The sequence below is a fragment of the Flavobacterium branchiophilum FL-15 genome (assembly GCF_000253275.1).
Taxonomy (GTDB): Bacteria; Bacteroidota; Bacteroidia; order Flavobacteriales; family Flavobacteriaceae; genus Flavobacterium; species Flavobacterium branchiophilum.
Map to the genome: position 1 here is coordinate 1,795,531 of NC_016001.1, position 23,827 is coordinate 1,819,357.

General features: G+C 29.4%; 21 protein-coding genes. 12 read left to right on the forward strand and 9 right to left on the reverse strand.

Annotated features, from left to right (window positions below):
* Positions 1-10: 10 nt before the first annotated feature.
* Positions 11-979, reverse strand: coding sequence for a glycosyltransferase family 2 protein (locus FBFL15_RS07725; protein ID WP_014084056.1), 969 nt, complete (start codon positions 977-979; stop codon positions 11-13).
* A 97-nt stretch (positions 980-1,076) separates the two neighbouring features.
* Between FBFL15_RS07725 and FBFL15_RS07730 the strand changes: the two genes are divergently transcribed.
* The 4 genes from FBFL15_RS07730 to FBFL15_RS07745 are packed head-to-tail and all read left to right on the forward strand — an operon-like array spanning position 1,077 to position 4,805.
* On the forward strand, positions 1,077-2,255 hold the full coding sequence (locus tag FBFL15_RS07730; protein WP_014084057.1) for a glycosyltransferase family 87 protein: 1,179 nt from the start codon (positions 1,077-1,079) through the stop codon (positions 2,253-2,255).
* Positions 2,255-3,190 (forward strand): glycosyltransferase family 2 protein, encoded by a 936-nt coding sequence (locus tag FBFL15_RS07735; protein WP_014084058.1) that lies wholly within the window; start codon positions 2,255-2,257, stop codon positions 3,188-3,190. The genes FBFL15_RS07730 and FBFL15_RS07735 overlap by 1 nt, the downstream gene beginning before the upstream one ends.
* Positions 3,187-3,981 carry a polysaccharide deacetylase family protein gene (locus FBFL15_RS07740; protein ID WP_014084059.1) on the forward strand — a complete coding sequence of 265 codons (795 nt, stop codon included), beginning with the start codon at positions 3,187-3,189 and terminating at the stop codon, positions 3,979-3,981. The genes FBFL15_RS07735 and FBFL15_RS07740 overlap by 4 nt, the downstream gene beginning before the upstream one ends.
* The gene (locus tag FBFL15_RS07745; protein ID WP_014084060.1) at positions 3,978-4,805 is read left to right on the forward strand and encodes a glycosyltransferase family 2 protein; all 828 of its coding nucleotides are present in this window, start codon (positions 3,978-3,980) and stop codon (positions 4,803-4,805) included. Before FBFL15_RS07740 ends, FBFL15_RS07745 begins: the two co-directional genes overlap by 4 nt.
* Here the strand turns inward: FBFL15_RS07745 and FBFL15_RS07750 are convergent.
* The 7 genes from FBFL15_RS07750 to FBFL15_RS07780 all read right to left on the reverse strand — a co-directional run bounded on the left by FBFL15_RS07750 (position 4,793) and on the right by FBFL15_RS07780 (position 11,557).
* Positions 4,793-5,599 carry a hypothetical protein gene (locus tag FBFL15_RS07750; RefSeq protein ID WP_148267903.1) on the reverse strand — a complete coding sequence of 269 codons (807 nt, stop codon included), beginning with the start codon at positions 5,597-5,599 and terminating at the stop codon, positions 4,793-4,795. The genes FBFL15_RS07745 and FBFL15_RS07750 overlap by 13 nt on opposite strands.
* 16 nt (positions 5,600-5,615) lie before the next feature.
* Entirely contained in the window at positions 5,616-6,599 is a 984-nt protein-coding gene (locus FBFL15_RS07755; RefSeq protein ID WP_014084062.1) for a glycosyltransferase family 2 protein, read from the reverse strand.
* Between the two features lie 10 nt (positions 6,600-6,609).
* On the reverse strand, positions 6,610-7,491 hold the full coding sequence (locus tag FBFL15_RS07760; protein ID WP_014084063.1) for a glycosyl transferase: 882 nt from the start codon (positions 7,489-7,491) through the stop codon (positions 6,610-6,612).
* Positions 7,492-7,521: 30 nt separating this feature from the next.
* Positions 7,522-8,664, reverse strand: coding sequence for a glycosyltransferase family 4 protein (locus tag FBFL15_RS07765; RefSeq protein ID WP_014084064.1), 1,143 nt, complete (start codon positions 8,662-8,664; stop codon positions 7,522-7,524).
* A gap of 58 nt (positions 8,665-8,722) precedes the next feature.
* On the reverse strand, positions 8,723-9,538 hold the full coding sequence (locus tag FBFL15_RS07770; RefSeq protein ID WP_014084065.1) for a 2,3,4,5-tetrahydropyridine-2,6-dicarboxylate N-succinyltransferase: 816 nt from the start codon (positions 9,536-9,538) through the stop codon (positions 8,723-8,725).
* A gap of 86 nt (positions 9,539-9,624) precedes the next feature.
* The gene (locus FBFL15_RS07775) at positions 9,625-10,476 is read right to left on the reverse strand and encodes a hypothetical protein (RefSeq protein ID WP_014084066.1); all 852 of its coding nucleotides are present in this window, start codon (positions 10,474-10,476) and stop codon (positions 9,625-9,627) included.
* A 22-nt stretch (positions 10,477-10,498) separates the two neighbouring features.
* A complete protein-coding gene (locus FBFL15_RS07780; RefSeq protein ID WP_014084067.1) occupies positions 10,499-11,557 on the reverse strand; it encodes a hypothetical protein in 1,059 nt (352 codons plus the stop codon).
* 427 nt (positions 11,558-11,984) lie between these two features.
* Between FBFL15_RS07780 and panB the strand changes: the two genes are divergently transcribed.
* The 8 genes from panB (at position 11,985) to FBFL15_RS07820 (ending at position 23,011) form a co-directional block, all read left to right on the forward strand.
* Entirely contained in the window at positions 11,985-12,803 is an 819-nt protein-coding gene (panB, locus tag FBFL15_RS07785; protein ID WP_014084068.1) for a 3-methyl-2-oxobutanoate hydroxymethyltransferase, read from the forward strand.
* 9 nt (positions 12,804-12,812) lie between these two features.
* The gene (locus tag FBFL15_RS07790) at positions 12,813-13,511 is read left to right on the forward strand and encodes an RluA family pseudouridine synthase (RefSeq protein WP_014084069.1); all 699 of its coding nucleotides are present in this window, start codon (positions 12,813-12,815) and stop codon (positions 13,509-13,511) included.
* A 72-nt stretch (positions 13,512-13,583) separates the two neighbouring features.
* A complete protein-coding gene (locus FBFL15_RS07795; protein WP_014084070.1) occupies positions 13,584-14,909 on the forward strand; it encodes an aldehyde dehydrogenase family protein in 1,326 nt (441 codons plus the stop codon).
* 327 nt (positions 14,910-15,236) lie between these two features.
* Positions 15,237-18,965 (forward strand): PAS domain S-box protein, encoded by a 3,729-nt coding sequence (locus FBFL15_RS15750; RefSeq protein ID WP_158309092.1) that lies wholly within the window; start codon positions 15,237-15,239, stop codon positions 18,963-18,965.
* Positions 18,966-19,025: 60 nt separating this feature from the next.
* A complete protein-coding gene (ypfJ, locus tag FBFL15_RS07805) occupies positions 19,026-19,880 on the forward strand; it encodes a KPN_02809 family neutral zinc metallopeptidase (RefSeq protein ID WP_014084072.1) in 855 nt (284 codons plus the stop codon).
* A 187-nt stretch (positions 19,881-20,067) separates the two neighbouring features.
* Complete coding sequence (locus tag FBFL15_RS07810) at positions 20,068-21,423, forward strand: hydroxymethylglutaryl-CoA synthase family protein (protein ID WP_014084073.1); 1,356 nt, start codon at positions 20,068-20,070, stop codon at positions 21,421-21,423.
* Between the two features lie 5 nt (positions 21,424-21,428).
* Positions 21,429-22,187 (forward strand): peroxide stress protein YaaA, encoded by a 759-nt coding sequence (yaaA, locus tag FBFL15_RS07815; protein WP_014084074.1) that lies wholly within the window; start codon positions 21,429-21,431, stop codon positions 22,185-22,187.
* A 59-nt stretch (positions 22,188-22,246) separates the two neighbouring features.
* Positions 22,247-23,011 (forward strand): dienelactone hydrolase family protein, encoded by a 765-nt coding sequence (locus FBFL15_RS07820; protein ID WP_014084075.1) that lies wholly within the window; start codon positions 22,247-22,249, stop codon positions 23,009-23,011.
* 15 nt (positions 23,012-23,026) lie between these two features.
* Here the strand turns inward: FBFL15_RS07820 and FBFL15_RS07825 are convergent, their stop codons facing one another.
* Positions 23,027-23,485 carry a DUF1801 domain-containing protein gene (locus FBFL15_RS07825; protein WP_014084076.1) on the reverse strand — a complete coding sequence of 153 codons (459 nt, stop codon included), beginning with the start codon at positions 23,483-23,485 and terminating at the stop codon, positions 23,027-23,029.
* Positions 23,486-23,827: the final 342 nt, after the last annotated feature.

Consider the following 23,827-nt stretch of genomic DNA (forward strand, 5'->3'; position numbering starts at 1 on the left):
GTTTGATTAATTAAACTTTTAATTGTCTTTTTCCTGAAATGCTATCCATTCTATTTAATAGAAAACTTCTTACAGGAAATTTTTTTGACATTATTTTTTTAATATATATAAAATTATCTACTATGGCTAATAAATTTTGTTCAAATAGCGGTTTATGTTTTGTATCAACTTTAGTTAATTTTAAAGCTTTTTCATAAGAAAATGTTAATTTTTTCAATTGACTTTTACAGTTTTTGAATTTATGCAAATTATAATTTATAGAATATGTTTCTAGTAATTTTATTTTTGTAATGTCTGTTTTGTTAAAAAATACACCTCCAACTTGTTGATTTTCATGTATTCTATAATAAAATAGTTTATTAGGAATTAATAAAAAAGCATCTTTTGATGCTGCAATAATGGCAATCCATTCATCATGATGAAAATCTTTTACGAGAGGAATAGGTAATATTTCATTTATAAAAGAAGATCTGATTGCCATAGAAGCTCCAGTTGCAAAATTGCCAGCATGAGTAATTATTTTAAAATAATCAAAAGGTATTTTTTTTTCTTCAAAAAATTGAGGGATATCCCAAATGGCATGTTTTTCAATTACCTCGCTTTTATTATTAATGCAAAAACCATTTGATGCAATTACATTTATATCTTTTTTTTTAAGAAATATATCAATATATGTGGCTACTTTTGTGTTTACCCAAATGTCATCTTGATCAGATAAAAAAATATAATCACCAGTACATAATGAAATGGCTTTTTCAAAGTTTTTAACGCTTTTTAAATTGATTTCATTTTGAAAAAGTGTTATTAAACTTGGATTTTTCATAGCATAATTATCAATAATACTAATTGTTTTATCAGTAGAACCATCATCACAAATAATAATTTCATCAACCTTTAAAGTTTGATTTAGTATAGAGTCTAATTGTTCTTCTAAAAATAATTCGCCGTTATAGGTACAAAGTGCTACTGAAATTGTCATTTTTAAATTTTATTTTGAGCAAAAATAAATGAAAAAAATTAAAATTCTAAACATTCAAAATGAAAAAAAAATTATATTTGCTAAATAAATTGTATGTATGATTAAAAAGTTACAAAATAGCCCTTTTTTTAAATCCCAAAATAGTATAATTACTTTATGGATCTTGTTGAGCATTTTTGCAGCTTATAAACAATTTCAAATTAATCGTATTAATAATTATTTAATATATAAAAATGTTTACAATCATACCCTTCATCAATGGTCGTTATATGCCTCATACCCGAATGAATATTTAGACCACAATCATTATGGCCCCATTTTTAGTTTGTTAATTGCCCCATTTGCTATAATGCCTGATCAGTTGGGGTGTATGCTTTGGAATGTTTTTAACGCTGTTGTGTTGGTGTATGCCATAAAACAATTGCCTTTGAATTATCAGAAAATCAATCTAATATTGTGGATATGCTGTCATGAATTTTTAACTACTTCGTTAAGTTTTCAATTTAATCCTATAATGACAGCTATTATAATTTTAAGTTTTGTGAAAATTCATCAAGAAAAAGATTTTTGGGCAGCATTTTTCATCATTTTAGGAGCATTTGTTAAAATATATGGTATTGTAGGATTAGCTTTTTTCTTTTTTTCAAAAAATAAGTTAAAATTGCTTCTTTCTTTGTTATTTTGGGCAATCATATTGTTTATTCTACCTATGTTTATTTCGTCTAAAGACTTTATTATACAAACGTATTTTGAATGGTTTGATAGATTAATTGTTAAAAATAGCGAAAACGCATCACTAACTTCTATGCAAGATATTTCTGTAATGGGAATGATCAAACGGGTTTTGGCTAATCCAGATATTAGTACTTTACCTATTTTAGGTTTTGGATTATTACTATTTGGATTACCTTATTTAAAGTGGAAATCATTTTCTGATCTACAATTTAGATTGTTACTCTTGGCTTCGGTATTGCTATTTACAGTTATTTTTAGTTCAGGATCAGAATCTCCTACCTATATAATTGCTTTTTTGGGTGTCGCAATATGGTATGTAGTTCAAGAAAAACCCATTAATACTATCAGTTTATTTTTATTTATATTTGCGCTACTGCTTACAAGTTTGTCTCCATCGGATTTGTTTCCAAAATACATCAAAACACATTACGTACAACCTTATGCCTTGAAAGCCTTACCTTGTTTTTTGATTTGGCTCAAAATAATAGTTGAAATGATGTTTATAAATAAAAATAAACCTACAAATTATTTAGATAATTAATGAAAAAAAATATTACAATTGTAATCCCATCCTATAATGAAGCTACAAATATTCCAGTAATGATTGATGCTTTGCACAAAGTATTAGAGCAATTGCCTTATTTGTATAAAATAGTATTTGTAGATGATGGTAGTTCAGATAACAGTTTGTCAATCCTCGAAAATATTTCAAAAACAGATTCTAAAGTATTTTACATTCAATTGTCTAGAAATTTCGGACATCAAAATGCTTTGAAAGCTGGTGTAGATTTTGTAAGAAACCAATCGGCTGCCATTATAACGATGGATGGCGATATGCAACATCCACCTGAATTAATTGCAAATATGCTCGAAAAATGGGAAGAACATTATGATGTAGTTTATACAATTAGAGAAGAAGATAAAGATTTGTCATGGTTTAAAAATAAAACATCCAAAGGATTTTATTCATTAATTAACCAACTATCTGAAGTAAAAATCGAACCTGGCACGGCTGATTTTAGATTAATGGATAGAAAAGTAGCAGATGTTTTTTCAAATTTTTCTGAAAATGAGTTGTTTATTAGGGGTTTAATTTCTTGGGTTGGATTTAAACAATTTGCCATACATTATAAGCCTAATGCAAGATTTTCTGGGAAAAGTAAATATACTATTGTTAAAATGATACGATTTGCCATGCAAGGCATCACGTCATTTAGTACTAGGCCGTTGTATCTTGCTGTATTTCTTGGAGTTGTACTGTCTGCTTTTGCATTTTTATTTTTTATAATATACGTATTATATAGTGTTTATTTTGGACATGTCATTTCAGGATGGGCTTCATTAATAAGTACTGTGGTATTTTTTGGTGGATTAAATCTTATAGTTTTAGGAATTATAGGAATATATGTTGGAAAAATGTTTATTCAAAGTAAAAATAGACCTAATTATTTAATCAGTAAATCTAATTTTCAATGATATTATTAAGTTTTGATATAGAAGAATTTGATATGCCTATGGAATACGGCAAGTCGATTCCTTTTGAAGAGCAAATTTCAATTTCAAAAGCTGGAACAACAGCCATTTTAGATTTATTAGATGTACATCAAATAAAAGCTACATTTTTTTCGACTGTTGTTTTTGCAAAAAATGCTCCAGACATCATCAAAAGAATTATAGCTTCGGGTCATGAATTGGCCTCTCATACCTATTTCCATAGCGATTTTAAGGTAGCACATCTCAAAATGTCAAAAGATGAATTGGAACAATTATCTCAATCAGAAGTAATAGGATTTAGAATGCCTCGTATGTATCCTGTAGATGAAATGGAAATTTTTAAAGCTGGATACCAATACAATTCTTCTATAAATCCTACATTTTTACCAGGAAGATACAATCATTTAGACAAACCTAGAACTTATTTTATGCAATCGGGCGTGCTTCAAATTCCAGCTTCTGTAAGTCCAATGATTAGATTTCCACTATTTTGGTTGAGTTTTCATAATTTACCATTATTTATATATATATTTTTGTCAAAAATAACTTTAAAACATGATCAATATTTGAATATATATTTTCATCCATGGGAATTTACCGATTTGGATCAACCCAAAAAATTCAATTTCCCAGGATATGTTTCCAAAAATACGGGTGCAAAAATGATAGCAAGATTTGATCAATATATCGTGCAAATGAAACAAAAAAATTATATATTTGGAACTTTCAAAGAGTTTATAACTACAATTGACGCTAATACTATTTCAAATTGATTGATATATCTATTATTATTACAACTTATAACGCCGAAGAATGGCTACAAAAAGTACTAATTGGTTATTTGAATCAATCATTTACTAATTTTGAAATAATAATTGCAGATGACGGATCAACATCCAAAACAACATTATTAATAAAACAATTTGAAAATCAATTTAAACACCCCATTATTCATGTTTGGCAAGAAGATCAAGGGTTTCAAAAACCCAAAATATTAAATAAAGCTATTCTTAAATCTAATGCTTCATATTTAATATTTACTGATGGTGATTGTATTCCGCACCAGCATTTTGTAAAAACTCATTTTAAACAAAGGGCTGAAGGCTATTTTCTTTCTGGAGGCTATTTTAAATTGCCGCTATCTATATCAAAATTAATTAGTCCAAAAGATATAGCAACACAACGTTGTTTTGAAGCTAAATGGCTGATACATAATGGGTTAAAAATTAATTTTAAAATTACAAAACTGATAAAAAACGCTTATTTTGCAGCATTTATGAATTGGATTACTCCCACTAAGCGGTCTTGGAATGGGCACAATGCTTCGGGGTGGAAGCAAGATATATTAGACATCAATGGCTTTAATCACGAGATGCAATATGGAGGTTTAGACCGAGAAATGGGGGAACGTTTATTTAATAATGGTTTGTTATCAAAACAAATTCGATACAGTGCCATTTGTATTCATTTAGAGCATAAACGCGGGTATGCTAATGCTGAAATATGGAAAAAAAATAATGAAATAAGAAAATATAATAAGAAAAATAAAATAACATTTATTAAAAATGGAATTAGTAGCTTAATTTATACAGAATAATCTTTCTTTTTTGTAAAAAATTTATAATATTGTCTTACTAAAAATAACACCAAACTACTATTATTTAATAAAAATAAAAATGATGTTCCAGAAAAGTAAATTCTAGAAAAAGTGGTGGTAATGAACCTGTTTCTAAACGCAAATTTGTATTTTTGTTTGATATTTTTTAACGATTTGTAAAAACTGTCGTCTATTTTTCCATTACTTTTATGTATCAAATTAAACCCAATAACATAAGATGTAAATCCTAAAACATCTGCAATTAAGCAAATATCGGTTCCGTAAAAATGAAAACCAGATAAATTATTAGACAAAGATAAATTAGCAGCGTTTTTTACTAATATAAAATTTTCATCTACAGTTTTTACTTTTAAAGGTAAATACTTTTCTGTGATTATTCTTCCATTTCCTTGTGTGATATGGGTAGCTATCCATTTTAAATTGATGCCACCTGCATTTGATAATATAGCCCAATTCTTATCTTTAACTTCAATTTCGTTAATTAATTGTTGTAAATATTGAATATCATGATCATGTAAAATAATATCTTGATGACATAAAATAATATATTTTCCTTGTGCTTCTTGCAAAAATCGATTCAATCCTTGATAAGCATCAAATGTACAACCTTGAGTATTATCTATTTTTAAAAATTCTGAATTATCTTTTGTAAAACCTTTAGCAATAAATGAATGCATCATTTCTAAATATTCACTGTTTTTTGTTACTAAAGTACAAATAGAAAAATCATATTTATAAGTTTTTTCTTTAGTAATTACTTGAATTTCCGTCATATTTTGTTGCATTATTTTATAAATAATTGATTTTTCTTGCAGACATAGATTGATCAATCAATTCAATGATCTCGTTTATATTTTTTGAATCATGATTCTTTTTCAATTCTCGTAATCTTTTTTGCGAAATCATAATTTTGTTATTCATTTTTAAATAACCAAAATAACTTTTATATATCCAAAACTGACATTGAATAAACCGATTTAGAACGGTATTAATAAAAATTTGAATATTCCAAAAAATATTTTTATTTGCATAAATATGTATAGCTTGTAAGATAAAACTATTTCTATTGTATGTAATTTTGACAAAATTTGATTTATTCATTGTATTTGTAGAAGCACTCACTTTGTGGTAACATACCGATTGGTGCTCATAAATACACCGCCAACCTAGCTGCCATGCTCGCAATCCTAAATCAAAATCTTCAAAATAAAATGGGGAATATATTTCGTCGAATCCATTCAATATTTGTAATTTTTTTCTATCAATTAAAGCATTTGCACCTGATAGATATGCAGTATATACTGGTTCCGTACTTTCAGAAACAAAATAAAATTTATTCGCTTTTAGTTTACAACCTTTAAGTCTAAGGGTTCGTGCTGCATCTTCAATTTTTTTGCCATCAAAGTTCATGATCCTGCCCATAACACCAAACGTTGTTGGAAGTTGAAAATATTGAAATTGATTTTCAAAATAATCCTCTTCGAGTGCAACATCTGTGTTTAATAAAAAAATCAAATCTTTTTGTGCCTTTGCTATGCCTTTATTGCAAGTTTTTGAAAAGCCAAGGTTTTTATCATTTTTAATGATATTAATTTCAGGATATTCATTTGTTATAAAAGCGATAGATTGGTCTTTTGATGCATCATCAATCAAAATAATTTCATAATCAATTTTTGAAAAATGTAAAGCCTGAAACACACTTGGAAGATATTCTTTCAACAAATGTGCACCATTATAATTGGGCAATATTACAGATATACTTTTTTTAAGCATTTTTCAAAAATTATTGTATTCTTTTATAATTTTTATATTCAAATAAGCGAATTCCCGTTATTTCTTCAAAATAAGCTAAAAATTTTCTTCTTAAACTAATTTTATTTTTTATTTTTGTAGGATCAATTTCAAATTTCCAATTGGTTTTGTTAATTCTATCAGAAAATACTTTTGGATGTGTCTCCTCAAAGGCTATTAAATGATCGGCATTTCCATAATCAAAGTCGGCTGCCAAAGGATAGGTTTCCGAAATCCATTCGTCGTCCGAATTATAAAAAGTATTAAAATTTCTTACTTTATTAGTTAATCCTTTAGGTGGTTTTACCCAACCATAGTGATATATATAAGCATCTATTAATTTTACTTTTATTTTTTTATTATCTAGTCTAAACCCTTGAGCATCTTTGTAAGAATGTATCCCTTTAATATTTTTAACTATTCTTATTTCTCTTCTGTACCATCTTCTTGAATGTGCAAAATAATCATAAGAACCATAAAAATGTTTATAATGAAATAATAACCCTTCTATTTTAGGATTATTCAAACAAATTTCCATCTCTTTTTGAATGGTTGCTAAATATTTTTCATGAACACATTCATCTCCTTGTATATAAAAAGCCCAATCAACATCAGTACTTATAGCCTCAAATGCTTTATCAGTTTCTAATGCAAATACGGTTCCGCCTTCTCGCAAATTATCGTTCCATTGGGTTTGGATAATTTTAATTTTTGGATCTTTCAGACTTTGCAACAAAGCTAAAGTTTCATCATCTGAATTGCCGTGAGCTACAATAAATTCATCGCAAATGGGCAATATAGATTGTATAGCCTCTAAAACCGTATAATCGTTTTTTACAGCATTTCGTATAAATGTAAATCCAGCTACTTTCATCTTTTTTTTAAACGTTGTTTTAAATAGAAATTAATCATTTGATACTAATGCTTGATATAAATCCATCACTTGTTTTGCAATAATAGGATCGTTAAATTTTTGAACAAATTCAAAACTTTTCTCTACCATATAGGCTCTTTTTTCAGATGAGTTCCATAATTCTAATATTTTGTCCTTAATTTCATCACAATTATTTGGATCTATATATGCCGAAAATGGTCCTCCTGCTTCTGGAAAAACACCATCTTTGCTAGTGATTACGGGTACTTTTGAATACATTGCTTCAATAATTGGTATGCCAAATCCTTCAAATAATGATGGGTAAACAAACAGTGTTGCCAATTGGTATAATGTTGCCAACTCTTGATGCGATAAGCCATTGATAAAAAATACTTGATCATTCATTTGATTGTCAGAAATATATTTTTCTATTTCTAAACAATATTTTGTTTTTTTTCCTAAAATTACTAATGGAATGGAAGTATCTTTTATGGCTTTTACTACCTGAAAAATGTTTTTACGAGCCTCTATTGTTCCTACATTTAAAATAAATGTTTCAGGTAAATCTAATTTTTTTAATAATGCATTTTTTTCTGAATCAGTACTTTTTTCTTTAAATATATTATGACACCCTTGATAAATTACTTCAATTTTATTTTCTTTAATTTTAAAAAATTGCATAATATCTGATTTCGTTTGTTCAGAAATAGCAATGATTTTATCAGCATTTTGTGCTGCTTTTTTAAACTTATAGGTATATATTTTGCGGTCTATCCATTTATAAAAATGGGGATGGTGCAAAAATATTAAATCATGTATCGTAACTACGCTTTTAATGGAAGTTGATTGAAGTCCAAACGGGAGTTCTCCTGATAATCCATGATAAATATTTATATTATCGTTAATTAAATCATTAACTACAAAATATTGTCTCCATAAATTATAAAAATATTCAAATAATTTATTTTTTGGTCTTTTTTCTATACAGTTATTATTTGAATATCCAAATAAATTTTTATCACTTTTTTTAGGATTATATAAAAAGTATGAATTTTTACTATAATTTGTACTTAATATTCTAATCAAATCCCGACAATAATTGCCCAAACCAGTTTTATTATGGTAAATTCTTTTGGCTTCGTATCCAATAATGATGGGATTTTCTAAATTCATAAAAAAAAATTTATAAAAAAACTAGTATCACGTTTTTTTGTAATACTAGTTTTGTTAATTATATAGCTACATCATATTCTCTTAAAGCATCATTCAAACTTGTTTTCAAATCTGTTGATGGTTTACGTGTTCCAATAATCAAAGCACAAGGCACTTGAAATGATCCTGCTGCAAATGTTTTTGTATAACTTCCTGGTATTACTACAGATCGTTCTGGTACAAATCCTTTCATTTCTTTTGGTTCTGCACCCGTTACATCTATAATTTTTGTAGAAGCTGTAAGACAAACATTAGCCCCTAAAACCGCTTCTTTACCAACATGTACTCCCTCTACAACTATACATCTCGAACCAATAAAAGCCCCGTCTTCAATAATAACGGGGGCAGCTTGCAAGGGTTCTAACACACCACCAATCCCAACACCACCACTTAAATGTACGTTTTTTCCTATTTGAGCACAGCTCCCAACGGTAGCCCATGTGTCCACCATAGTCCCTTCATCTACATAAGCACCAATGTTTACATAACTTGGCATTAAAATGACTCCTTTTGAAATATAGGCTCCATGTCTGGCAACCGCATTGGGAACCACTCGAATGCCTTTGGCAGCATAACCTCGTTTTAATGGCATTTTGTCATGATATTCAAATATTCCAGCTTCCAATGTTTCCATTTTTTGAATAGGAAAATACATGACAACAGCTTTTTTTACCCACTCGTTTACTTGCCACCCATTTGTTGTTGGTTCCGCAACCCTCAAGGCTCCCGAATCCAATAAATTAATTACTTCTCGTATGGTATTTTGTGTGTTTTCTTCTTGTAATAAGGCTCGATTTTCCCAAGCATTTTCAATTATTATTTGTATATTTTTCATTGTATTGTTTGATTTTTTGGCAAATATAATGCTTTTAAAGTATTAACCAAATTGTTTTAATAGCATCATACTTCATTTTCTTGTATTTAAGGCAATTTAATTTCATACACCTTGCCACCTCCTTTGTTTTCGTTTTCATCACACAACCACATCGTTTGATTGTCTGTAAAACAAATGGCTTCTTTTTGCGAAAAATGATTTAACTCTATCAATTTTGTTTTATTTTTCAATATGTTATCGGAAGAAAATGCTTCTAAAATCCAAATTTTATCATGTGCCAAAACTGCAATTTTTTGCTTATCTGGACTTATCGCTAAACTCGTAATGGCTCCATGCTGATACTCATTGTTTGTATAAAATTTGCCAATCAATTCGGCTTGATGGTCTCCAGCTCGATTTGGAATTTTATAGACCAAACTCATCCCATCAAACTTTTTACTCCTATTTTTTGTAAACAAATAAAAGTAACCGTCCATTTCAAAAAAACCTTCCAAATCAAACCATAAGGCTGTTTTTTTTGGCGGAAAATCAGTTTGTTCAGGATACGAAAAACCAATTCTTTCTGTATATTTTGTGCTTTTTTGGTCTAAATCGGTTGCTGCTATTTTATATATAGCCAAATCTTTTCTTTCATTATCATTATTACCAAAATCACCAATATATAAATTGCCCGCTGCATCTTTTGTAATATCTTCCCAATCGGTATTTTCTAAATTTGTAATTTCAATTTCATGCACTTTTTTGCCATTTTTATCTATACATGTCAAAGCATTTGGATTGCCACTATCTTCTAATGTCCACAATACTTGCCGTTTGTCGTCATAAATCATGCCCGAAACTTCTTTCAATTTTTTGGGCAATGTAAACACTTCTTGAATGACTTCTTTTTTTGATTCACAGCCCATGAAAACAAAAGCAATAAATATAATTTTTTTCATAAATTTATTATATATGTATTATTTATTTTAATAAAATATTAATATTGTTAAAATTTCTTGTAATATACTCAAATGCAGCCGACATCAAATTTCCCATAGATTGGGCTTTTTTAAAATTCAAATCATTGGTATAACTATAAATTTCCATTTGCAACCGTTCCAAATGACTTTTTGGAGCAATCTCATCTTTTCCCATAATTCGTAATAAATTTTTTATTCTATGTTCTGCTGTAAGTATTCTTTTGGCTAAAACTGCTCTTTCTTCATTTTTATATTGTTCTATCGAACTATCTTGCAGTTTTTCTTTAACCATTTTTACCATCGGATAATTTTCCTTAAAAAATTGTGGCCTGTATATCTTAAAACTGCCTTCATACGACTGCTGGTCAAAATCGATGGCCCTTATTTTATACACCACATGATCAAAATCATGTATGGGAATAATCACATAATTATAAGCCCGCATATCGCCAAGAAGTCTAATCATACATCTTTCGTTAAACTTTACAAATTCTTTTGCAATTTGAGATTTTTCTGTTTCCGTGCACTGATCCAACAAGGTACTAATAAACACATCTCCAGGAATTCCCAAGATATGTTCCTCTATCAATGTATCCTTATATAACAAAAAATTGATTTTATCGGCAGATAATATATGTTCTAATTCCAACCCATAAACCCGAGAGGCATCGGCTTTTTTAACATAAAAATACGTATAATTATCATTCAAAATATTTCGTACTTTTATACGAAATGGTTTCGAATTGCCAAACGTACAAAAATCAATTGCATCTATATTTAAAAACTTCAAAATATCATTGTTCCCATCCGAATGCAGCAAAGAGTAAATTTTTTTCAAAGTCAAATCTATTTCATCTCTTTCAAATTCATTATAATATACACGAATCCATAGCGTATCCTTGTCATTTTTGTCAAAAACACTTATAGCACCCGAAAACCTTAGCAAATCATCATACGAAATCGATACCTTCGAAACCCTATCATATCGTTCCAAATAACCCATCAAATCCAAATTTACAGGATAAGTTGGCTTTTTAAAAAGCACTTCTGCTTCACTCATTATTATTTTGTTTTTCACAAAAATATACATTTTTTTCAAAAAAACACCATTCCTCAAAAAAATTTAACCATTTTATTGAAATATTCTAAACAAAAATGTTCAATAGGGGCGTGCCATCAAAACAAGGCAGGCCCTTATCAACTAAACTGTCTATTTGGGCCTGCCTTGTTTTGATGTCGGGCTATCACGAGCACATGGTGCCTTGCTCTATCCCTCACGCAAACAAACACTTTGCCAAAAAAATGAAATCTTTTTAAAAATAATGTGCTTACCGCTATCAAAAAAACATATTTTTCATTATTTTGCTTGTTTTTTGAAATTAATCCATTAATTTTACCTCAAATTTAATGGTGTTTTAAAATAATCAAACACCCTTTCCATACAACAAAAAATCATTTGAAAATAAGACTTTTATAAAAATTAAAACATGTCAGTAGCAAAAAAAGATTACAAACGAATAACTACAAAATCGCTCATTGAAATGAAAGCCAATGGCGAAAAAATTTCTATGCTTACAGCATACGATTATACGATGGCAAAAATTGTTGATACCGCAGGAGTAGATGTCATTCTTGTTGGTGATTCTGCTAGTAATGTTATGGCTGGACACGAAACTACGTTGCCCATCACACTCGATCAAATGATTTATCATGCTTCTAGCGTTGTAAGGGCCATCGAGCGGTCTTTGGTAGTAGTGGATTTGCCTTTTGGTAGCTATCAATCCGATTCTAAAGAAGCCCTCCGATCGGCAATTAGAATTATGAAAGAGAGTGGGGGACATGCCGTAAAATTAGAAGGAGGTAAAGAAATTAAAGATTCTATCAAAAAAATATTAAACGCTGGCATACCTGTTATGGGTCACTTGGGTTTAACACCACAATCGATATATAAGTTTGGTACCTACACTGTAAGAGCAAAAGAAGAAGAGGAGGCAGCCAAGTTGCTAGAAGATGCTAAATTATTAGAACAAATAGGATGTTTTGCATTAGTTTTAGAAAAAATACCTGCTCATCTAGCCGAAAAAGTAGCCAAAAGTATCAGCATTCCTGTAATAGGGATTGGTGCTGGTGGTGGTGTAGATGGTCAAGTTTTAGTGATTCATGACCTTTTAGGAATGAATAACGAATTTAGTCCAAGATTTTTAAGACGGTATATGAATTTATTTGAAGACATGACTCGTGCTATTGGCCAATATGTGTCTGATGTAAAAAGCAAGGATTTTCCTAATGTAAAGGAACAGTATTAGAACCAAATTGTGAATAAAAAAATCATTTCGACAGCAGAAAATCTTCAAGTTATATATGAAGACAACCATTTAATTGCCATAAACAAAAGGGTAGGCGATATAGTGCAAGGCGACAAAACAGGCGACAAACCTCTTGTAGATATTGTAAAAGAATATTTAAAAAATAAATATAATAAAGAAGGAAATGTATATTTAGGTGTAGTCCATCGTTTGGACAGGCCTACTTCTGGCATCGTGATATTTGCAAAAACAAGTAAAGCCCTTCCTCGAATGAATGCTATTTTTAGCAATCGATTGTCTCAAAAAACCTATTGGGCTATTGTTAAAAATCATCCTGCACTATTTGAAGGTAATTTAACACATTATATTAAAAGAAATACTATTAATAATACTTCAAAAGCTTATTTAAAAGAAGTTCCTGATTCAAAATTGGCAAGTTTGGATATTAAAATTATCCAAAATTTAACCCATTATACTGTTTTAGAAATAGCACTGCACACAGGCAGACACCATCAAATAAGGGCTCAGTTGGCAGCCATAGGAGCTCCAATCAAAGGCGATTTAAAATATGGTTTCGATAGAAGTAACCCCGACGGCGGAATCCATTTGCATGCTAGAAAACTACAATTTGAACACCCCGTTTCAAAAACTACTATACTTATAGAGGCTACACCCCCAAATGATGTGTTATGGAATAATTTAATTTGAAATAACTTCCATTATTTCGTTTTTTTTTATTATTTTTGACTGATAATGTGTATTTAAAATTAGTGAAATAAAATGGAATATCGTTCAAATATAAGCAAAAGAAAACAGTTACTAAAAAAATTATTATCAACGATATTATTTTATGAAAAAGATATCATAAATGCTTTATATCTTGATTTCAAAAAACCCGAACTAGAATCTGTTCTAACAGAAATTAATATTGTTCAAAATGATTTAAAGGATGCCATTTCTAATATCAATTCATGGTCTAAACCCCAAAAAGTTTGGCCTTCACTTTTAAATTTTCCGTCGAAAGATTATATTATAAAAGAACCATTTGGTAAAGTACTTATCATGTCGCCATGGAATTATCCCTTTCAATTGGCATTATGTCCAATGATTGCTGCAATTGCTGCGGGTAATCAAGTGGTACTAAAACCATCGGAACTTTCAGAAAACACCTCGTTAATTTTGAAAAAAATTATTGACGAAGTATTTGAAAAACAACATGTAGAAGTGGTACTTGGTGATAAAATAGTAGCCCAAAACTTACTAGAAAGACGTTGGGATTTTATATTTTTTACAGGGAGTGTTGCTGTTGGTAAAATAGTGGCACAATATGCTGCAAAACACCTAACACCAACCATTTTAGAATTAGGAGGTAAAAATCCCTGTATTGTAGATCAAAATAACGACATTAAATTAGTAGCCAAGCGGATAGTTTGGGGAAAATTTATGAACACAGGTCAAACCTGTATAGCACCCGATTATGTTATAGTGCATCAAGCGGTTAAATCAGATTTGATAGCATGTTTGAAAACTGAAATTGTCAATGCTTTTTCAGAAAATCCTTTTCAATCACCAGATTATGCAAGAATTATAAACAAATCACATTGGCAAAGGTTACATCACATGCTCAATGAGAAAGTGATATTTGGAGGAGTATCTGATGAAAAATCACTTTACATTGCCCCAACCCTAATAGATGAACCACATTTTGACGATTTGGTTATGCAAGATGAAATATTTGGCCCCATTTTACCAATACTAACTTATGAAAATGAGTCTCAAATAGAAGCCATTATTTCAAAATATGAAAAACCATTAGCCTTGTATGTTTTTTCAACTAATAAAAATTTTTATAATACTATTATTTCAAAATACAGTTTTGGTGGCGGCTGTATTAATGATACTGTAATCCAATTTACTAATAAACGATTACCATTTGGAGGAGTGGGCCATTCAGGGCACGGAGCTTATCATGGTAAGTTAAGTTTTGATAACTTTTGTCATCAAAAATCTATTATTTATAAATACAATTGGCTAGATCTTCCATTTAGATATGCCCCTTATGGAAATAAAATAAAATATTTAAAAAAATTAGTCAAATTAATTTAAATATTAAACTAAAAACAAATTATTGCCCCAAACAATTAATTTTTTTGTAAGATGAATAATATAATTAGCCTATTTTATGATTTATGTAAAATCAATTCTCTTAATTGTTTTAGATGTTTAGATATACAATCTAATTTTATAAATAATTACGTTTATTTAAGTATTATTTTTATCGTAATTCTTATAATATTATTTGGCCTATGCATCAATATATTAGTAAAAAAATCTAAAGTTATTTATAAAAATAACATCAAAGCTTCAAACAAGTTTAACGCTATATACAGTTTAGGTTTTTTACTCATTGGATTTACTTTTCCAACCATAGAGATGGTATATCAACTTTACCATGTCAGAGAAGATTTTATTTCAAATATAACTAGTATAGTTGGGATAAGTTCATTATTAATGTATTTTTTTGCAAGAAAAATAAAATGGTTTTTTAATAATGTGGTTATATTATTTCAGTTATTTATTTTAGCTTACTTTTTTATTGTATATTATGATTTAATATCCCATTTTCAAATAGACAAAGTAACACTTTCAAATTATTTTGTTATATTAATTTTATCACATATCATTTGTAATGATATAAAAAAATATAAAATATTTGTAATTATTGACGTTATATTATTAATAAATTTATTATTTAATAATGTATTATTATTTAATGATATATTAGTTATAGTATTTACTTCTTTATTTCTACTTACATCAAGTTATTTGACTAGTTTTATGATTGATATTCAAAATGAAAACTTACAAATATCTAATGAAATTTTAAAAAGTATAGATTCTATTGTTATTATTGCAGATAAAAATGATCAAATTATATATTGCAACGATGGTATTGCCACAGTTTTAGGAATGATGCCAAAGGATTTTATAGGTAAAAATTTTAAAACACTTTTTTTATCGAATATATTAGATGAAAATAACTTTAATTTTTCGCAAATTAATATTACAAAATCTAAAAATGGCGAATTTAAACACATCAAATGGAATGATACTTTATTTACAAATAATCAAATTATTCATATTGGCCATGACGTTTCGGATCAAATTAAATTACAAAAACAATATATTGGATTAATAGAAAGTGCCAATGAAATTATTTGCGAATTAGATGTATATGGCAATGTAACTTTTATAAATAAATTTACCGAAAAAATTACAGGATATACACATGAGGAATTAAAAAATAAACGAGTTACATATTTTATTGAATCTAACTTTTTACCACAATTTGTTCAATTTTATAAATATATATCACCCGAAATGACTTGTTTTTCGGCCTTAGAAATACCTTTAATTTGCAAAGATGGTTCCATAATTTGGATTTCACAAAAAGTTTCGATCAAACGAGATTTTCAAAACAAGGTAACGGGATTTTTTTTAATAGGACGCGATGTAACAGAATATAAGTTGTTAGAATTTCAAAAACAAAAAAGAGAAGAAAAAATTAAAAAATACAATGAAACTTTACGATATTTATCTATAAAAAGACAGTTTAATTTAGAAAAATTTGATGCAATACTTCAAAAATATTTGAATGTTACGTTTGAAGCCCTTCAAATAGATACTGTAAGTTTTTGGAAATATAGTGCCGATTTGCTTGTTTGTCATTATTCGCTTTCATCAGAAAACATTTGTTCTTTGGATAAACAAAAAATGAATCGTGCTGGTTTTTTTAAATATTTTAATACAATTGAAACCAAAAAACAAATTATTATTGATCTAGAAAACCCTTCGGAAATTTCGATTGAATTGAATCAAAATCATTTTAAATCGCTTTTTAAGGCCATGTTGGATACACCAATCATTATCAATGGCGAAATAAAAGGTATTTTATGTTTGAGTGCCATTGACGAAAATAAAATTTGGGATAACGAGGATATTAATTTTGCTAAATCAATTGCAGATTTAATTGCCATTGCCATGGAATCTAGTACAAAATTAGAAGCAGAAAAGAATTTGGCTTATCAAAATGAGCTTTTATCTGTAATTGTTAATAATACGGAACAATTTATTACCAATAAGACTACAGAAGAAGTTTTTGAAATTACCATTAATGCTATTGCAAAAGTTACACAACCTGATAGATTATCTTATTTTGAATTTGATAGCACAGAAAATATTTTTAAACAAAAATACAATTGGCTTCAATCAAGCAATCAATTAGAACCTGCCTATTTAGAATATCAAAATGTGCCATTTGATTTTATTGAAAATTTGTTTAAACGGGGTTCAAAATTTCATTATTATCATGCTAAAATAGATGATATTCCTGAATCTGAATATAAAAATTGTTTGCAAAAATTAGGAATTGAAATCATTATATTATTACCATTAATAGTAAATAATGCTATTTATGGCTATTTTGCATTTGATTTCACAAATAGTGATCATGTTTGGATATCTAATGAAATCAAAATATTACAAACATTGGCAAATAATGTTTCTTATACTATCGAAAAAAACATTTATAATACCTTAATTACTAATAGCGAAGAACGTTTTAGGCTCATTGTAAACACCATTCCAGGTACCGTATATTTGTCTAAATTTGATGATAAATCTACAAAAATATATGTTAATAATGCCATCGAAAGTCTTACAGGATACAATACACAAGACTTTTTAGACAACAAAATATATTTTATTGATTTGATTCATCCAGAGGATAAAAATTTGGTTTATAACCAACAATTAAACGCTTTGATGAGTGGCAAAAAATTCAATACTATATATAGAATTATTAAGAAAAACGGAGATTTTGTTTGGATTGAAGAAATTGGAGATGCTATTCGCCGAAATGGTGAAATTTTGTATATTGGTGGAATTTATATTGATATTACAGAACGAAAGATTGCCGAAAAAGCCATTATAGATAAAGAATTTGCTGAAGCTGCAAACCGGGCTAAATCAGAATTTTTAGCCAATATGTCGCATGAAATTAGAACTCCATTGAATGGAATTATTGGATTTACAGATTTGCTTGTCAATTCAGAAATGAATGAAGTGCAAGTCAAACAAATGAATACCATTCATGAATCTGCAAACATGTTAATGGAAATTGTGAATAATATTTTGGATTTTTCTAAAATTGAATCAGGCAAAATTGAGCTCGATATGGAAAGAACTGATTTTCAGGAATTTGCAGATAGTGTTATCAACTTAACTCGACATGACATCATTTCAAAAGACATTCAATTTAATAATTTTATTGATACTGAAATACCAAAAAACTTATTGGCCGATAATTTTAAAATTAAACAAGTGCTCCTTAATTTGTTGAGCAATGCAACAAAATTTACCGAAAAAGGGGCTATAACATTTAACATAAAAATGTTGCAAAATGTCAATAATTCAAAATACACATTAAGATTTTCTGTTCATGATACTGGTATAGGCATTCAAAAAGAAAATCAATATAAAATTTTTAAAGCCTTTTCACAAGAAGATAGTTCAACAACCCGAAAGTTTGGTGGTACAGGTTTGGGACTTACCATTTCAAATAATTTATTGGGATTGATGGACAGCAAACTCCAATTGGAGAGTACCTATAACAAAGGGAGCCATTTTTATTTTGATATTACTTTTGATAAAGATGATACAGAAATTATTGAAAAAGAATCGCTTTTAATACCTAAACATTTTGAAATACCTGATTTTGATGACAATCAAAATAAACAAGTTAAGATATTAATTGTTGAAGATAATAAAATTAATATGCTACTGACCGTTGCATTAGTTCGAAAAATATACCCAAATGCAACAATTTTTGAATTGTACGATGGCAAACAAGCAGTTGAAAATTTGGAAAAAATAAATCCTGATTTAATCATATTAGATATACAAATGCCCATTATGAATGGATTTGAAGCTGCTATTGCCATAAGAAAAATGGATGCTTTTAAAAATTTACCTATAATTGCGCTAACAGCTAGTGCCATTGTAGGAGAGGGCAAAAAATGTTTAGATGCTGGAATGAATGACTATGCAACCAAACCCATAACAAAGGATATTTTGGAAAAAATTCTTCAAAAATGGTTGTAAGTTTCAATTAAAAATAATTAATTTGTATCCATAATTTAAGAAACATTTAAAATCAAAAATATGAAATGGATTGGAAGAAGACAAAGTGATAATGTAGAAGACCAACGTGGCGTTTCTGGTGGAGGTAAAGCGCTCGTAGGTGGCGGAGCTATTGGAATTATTATATTATTACTCAATTTATTTGGTGGACAAACTGGCAAAATGCTGACACCAATGTTGGAACAAGTGCAACAAAATCAGCAAACGCAACAAACTACCGCTGCTCCATTAAGCCAAGAGGACAAAAAAATGGGTGAGTTTGCTGCCACCGTACTTGCAGATACCGAAGATGTATGGACAACAATATTTGAACAATACAATGGTCAATATGAAAAACCAAAAATGGTTCTTTTTACTGGCGAAGTGCAAACAGCTTGTGGCGGTGCATCTGCTGCTTCAGGGCCATTTTATTGTCCGGGCGATCATAAAGTATATATGGATTTAGATTTTTTTCAAGAACTCCAAACCCGTTTTGGTGCAAAAGGAGGGGATTTTGCTATTGCTTACGTCATTGCTCATGAAGTAGGACATCATGTACAAAATTTATTGGGAACCTCTACCAAAATGCGACAAATGCAAGAAGGAAAATCGGAAGCAGAAGCCAATAGACTATCTGTTGCATTAGAATTGCAAGCCGATTTTTATGCAGGAGTTTGGGCAAAATACAATCAAAAATATTTGGATGTGGACGACATTGATGAAGCATTAAGTGCTGCACAAGCCGTTGGCGATGATGCTATTCAGTCTAAAATGCAAGGGCATGTTGTACCTGAATCGTTTACGCATGGCACTTCGGCACAAAGAAAACATTGGTTTATGAAAGGATTTCAAACGGGCGATATCAAACAAGGAAATACATTTGAATCTTTAGAATAATCGCATTAAAGTATTTCATATAATGGAGAATTTCGATGAGTTTGTTAAAGAATTATACAAATTTCACTGATTTTTTATCATTATCATAAAACTGCTTGTTTTGTGCTAAAAAAAGTCATTTTCAAGTCGATTTTGAGAATGGCTTTTTTTACTTTTGTCTAATAATTATTAAAAAACAATAAACAATATGAATGTTGGAATCGATAGTATCAGCTTTGACATACCTCAATTATTTTTGCCCATCAAAACATTGGCCGAGAATAGAAATATTGAACCAGACAAGCTTATAAAAGGACTTGGACTTACAAAAATGTCATTTCCAGATGTATATCAAGACGTTGTAACTTTTGCTTCAAATGCCGTTTGGAAACTAATTGATAAAGAGCAAATTAATCCAAATGAAATAGATAGAATATATGTTGGGTCTGAAAGTGGTGTGGACAGTTCAAAGCCCATTGCATCTTATTTGATTTCCAATTTGGAATCAAAATTAGGTATTGGAGTCTTTAAAAATTGTGATGTAGTGGACATGACTTTTGCTTGTATTGGAGCGTTTGATGCCTTACAAAACACCTTAGATTATATTAGACTCCATCCTGATAAAAAAGCCATTGTTGTGGCTACCGATAATGCCAAATACGATTTGAATTCTACGGGCGAATATACGCAAGGAGCAGGTTCTATTGCAATGTTAATTACGTCAAATCCAAGAATTTTAAAGTTTGAATCTGTTGTAGGGCTAGCTACTCAAGGTGTTTTTGATTTTTTTAAGCCTAGAAGAATCATTTCTAAAAATGAAATTACCAATCAAAGCGATAATCCAGAGTGGTTTGGAGTATTAGAGCAAGAAGTTGCCATTTATAAGGAGCAACCCGTATTTGACGGACAATATTCAAACACTTGCTACATTCAACGTATTACTGAAGCTTATTTTAACTACAAACAAAAAAGCGGACAAAACGGTCCCATTTATAAAAATTGGACTAATGTATTGATGCACCTGCCTTATGCTTTTCAAGGGAGACGTACTTTTGTTGAAATTTTTGCACAAGAAAACCCTAATGTATTATTAAATCCCAACGACCCAACTTATAAAGAGGACATAAAGGGGATTGCCAAAAGTGAGGATTATTTGAATTTTGTAAATGATAAAATTAGACCTTCTGAAATTGCTTCGGGACAAATTGGAAATATCTATACGGGTTCAATATTTCTAGGAATGTTATCTACTTTATGCTATCATTTTAAAGAAAATAATGATATAATTAACCATAAAATGGGCTTTATTGCTTATGGTAGTGGTTCAAAATCTAAAGTGATGGAAGCTCAAGTCATGCCACAATGGCAGTCTGTATTGCAAGATATTCAATTATTTGAAACTTTGGATCAATGCCACGAAATAGATTTTGAAACCTACACCGTTTTGCACAAAAAAGAACGTAAAGAGGCTGTTATAGCTCCTAAAAATGAATTTGTTTTAGACCGAATTGAAAAGGAAAATCCAGTGCTTGTTGGGGCAAGATATTATAAATTTATAGATTAAAACCTATGAAAATTATCATATCACCAGCAAAATCATTAAATTTAGAAAAACATATTCCAATAGCTACCCATACATCTTGTGAGTTTTTAAAGGAAAGTATTGCTATTCATAAAGTGTTAAAAAAACAAACACCTCAGGATTTAAAAAAACTGATGTCTATTTCTGATAACTTAGCACAATTGAATTGGCAACGAAATCAAGATTGGCACACCCCTTTTGATGAACAAAATGCCCGCCCGGCCATTTATACTTTTGACGGTGATGTATATAATGGATTACAAATTGAAACATTGGAGGTGTCAAAATTACCTTTGCTTCAAGACAAATTGCGTATTTTGTCTGGGTTATATGGTATTTTAAAACCTTTGGATTTAATTCAACCCTATCGATTAGAAATGGGAACTCCATTAGCAATTGGTAATTACAAAAATTTGTATGAATTTTGGAAGACAAAAACAACAAAATCATTAAACAAAGAGTTACAAAAAAATGAATTGTTTATCAATCTTGCTAGTGTTGAATATTTTTCTGCTATTGATACAAAATTGCTTAAAGTTCCAGTAATAACTCCAGAATTTAAAGATTATAAAGATGGAAAACTAAAAGTAATTAGTTTTTTTGCTAAAAAAGCAAGAGGTATGATGGTACGGTATATCATGGACAATCAAATAGAAAGTTTCAACGATTTGAAACAATTTGATATAGAGGGTTATCAATTTGATACTACTTTGTCCAAAGAAAATACTTTAGTTTTTGTAAGATAATATAAAATGAATATAATAACCAAATACTATATATAAATTAACATTTTACATGTAAAATAATGAAAAACATAACACTTATTGGATTATTTTTTTGGGTAATTGCTACAAATGCTCAATTAAAACCGATTATTTATCAAGATGAAACCCAAAAATTAAATGGTTTTGTAAGTAAGCCTCAAAAAAACCTGAAAGACAAACCAGGCATATTAATTTTGCCAGCTTGGCGTGGCATTGATAATTTATCTAAAGTAACGGCCCAAAAATTGAGTAAGTTGGGATATTTTGCATTTATTGCCGACATTTATGGCGAAGGCAATGTGCCAAAAGACAATGCCGAGGCAGGACAAAAAGCGGGTTTTTATAAAAAAAATTACGAATTGTATTTGAAAAGAATCCAATTGGCTTTAAATCAATTGATTATCAATGGAGCAAATCCAAATAAAATTGTAGTCATTGGATATTGTTTTGGAGGTACAGGGGCTTTAGAGGCTGCACGTGCCAATATGAAAGTTCAAGGTGTTGTTTCGTTTCATGGTGGTTTGGCCAAAGAGGCCACTAGAGAAATCCATCAAATGGCACCAAAGGTTTTGGTTTGTCATGGTGCAGACGACCCATTTGTTTCGGCTAATGAGGTGAATGCTTTTCAACAAGAAATGAAAACAGCCAAAGCCGACTGGCAAATGATTTATTATGCAAATGCTGTACATTCATTTACCAATCCAGAAGCAGGTACAGACAACAGCCAAGGTGCTGCTTATAATGAAAAGGCAGCACAACGTTCTTGGCAGCATTTTATCAATTTTATAAATGAAATATTAAAATAGTTATTTATAACTGTGTTATTTTTTTACAAAGGCCGTTTCATATTGGTTTATCCATTCTGAAACGGTCATTTTTTTTACCAATTCGGCAATTAATAAATAAGGAATATCATCCATTTTTTTAAATCGGATGCAACCTTTTCCCATGTCCAATTTGTATTTGCAATGTTTTGGATATGCTTCAGACAACCAATTGGTCAAATTCACGTCTGCATATAAGCCCATGTGATACAACGAGATGAAATTTTTTTGCGAAGCTACATTCATAAAAGGCAAGGCTTGTTTGGCATCGCAATGATAGCCTTTTGGATAAATTTCGTGTGGTACTACATAACCAATCATGCCATAACACATGGTTTCATGAAAGCCTTTGGGCAAATTTTCGAGGATAATTGCTCTAATTTTTGCTACATATTCTTGCCTTTCTGTAGGCAATGATTTGATATAATCATCTGGTGTTTTTTCTGTTGATGTCATAAATTTATTATCTATTCTAAAATAATTTTACCTTTACCACTTATGCTTATTGTTTTATCAATTTCAAAATATTGAGCCTTATTTTACTTACCATAAATGGCTTGTGTTAGCCTACAATATTCCTGTTTGTTTTCGTTATAGAATTTTATTTAAATTTAATATTTAAAATTTTTATAAAAAACGACATAAATACTTAAAAAATCTTCTTTGTCATTCTTGGAATTTATTAATATTTTTCCTGTTGATTGTGCTTTTTGTTGCAATATTTTTGAAATCTCAATTGAATTCATAAACGATTTTTCAGCCCCATCAAACAATCCATCTACAAATTAAGAGCCTTTT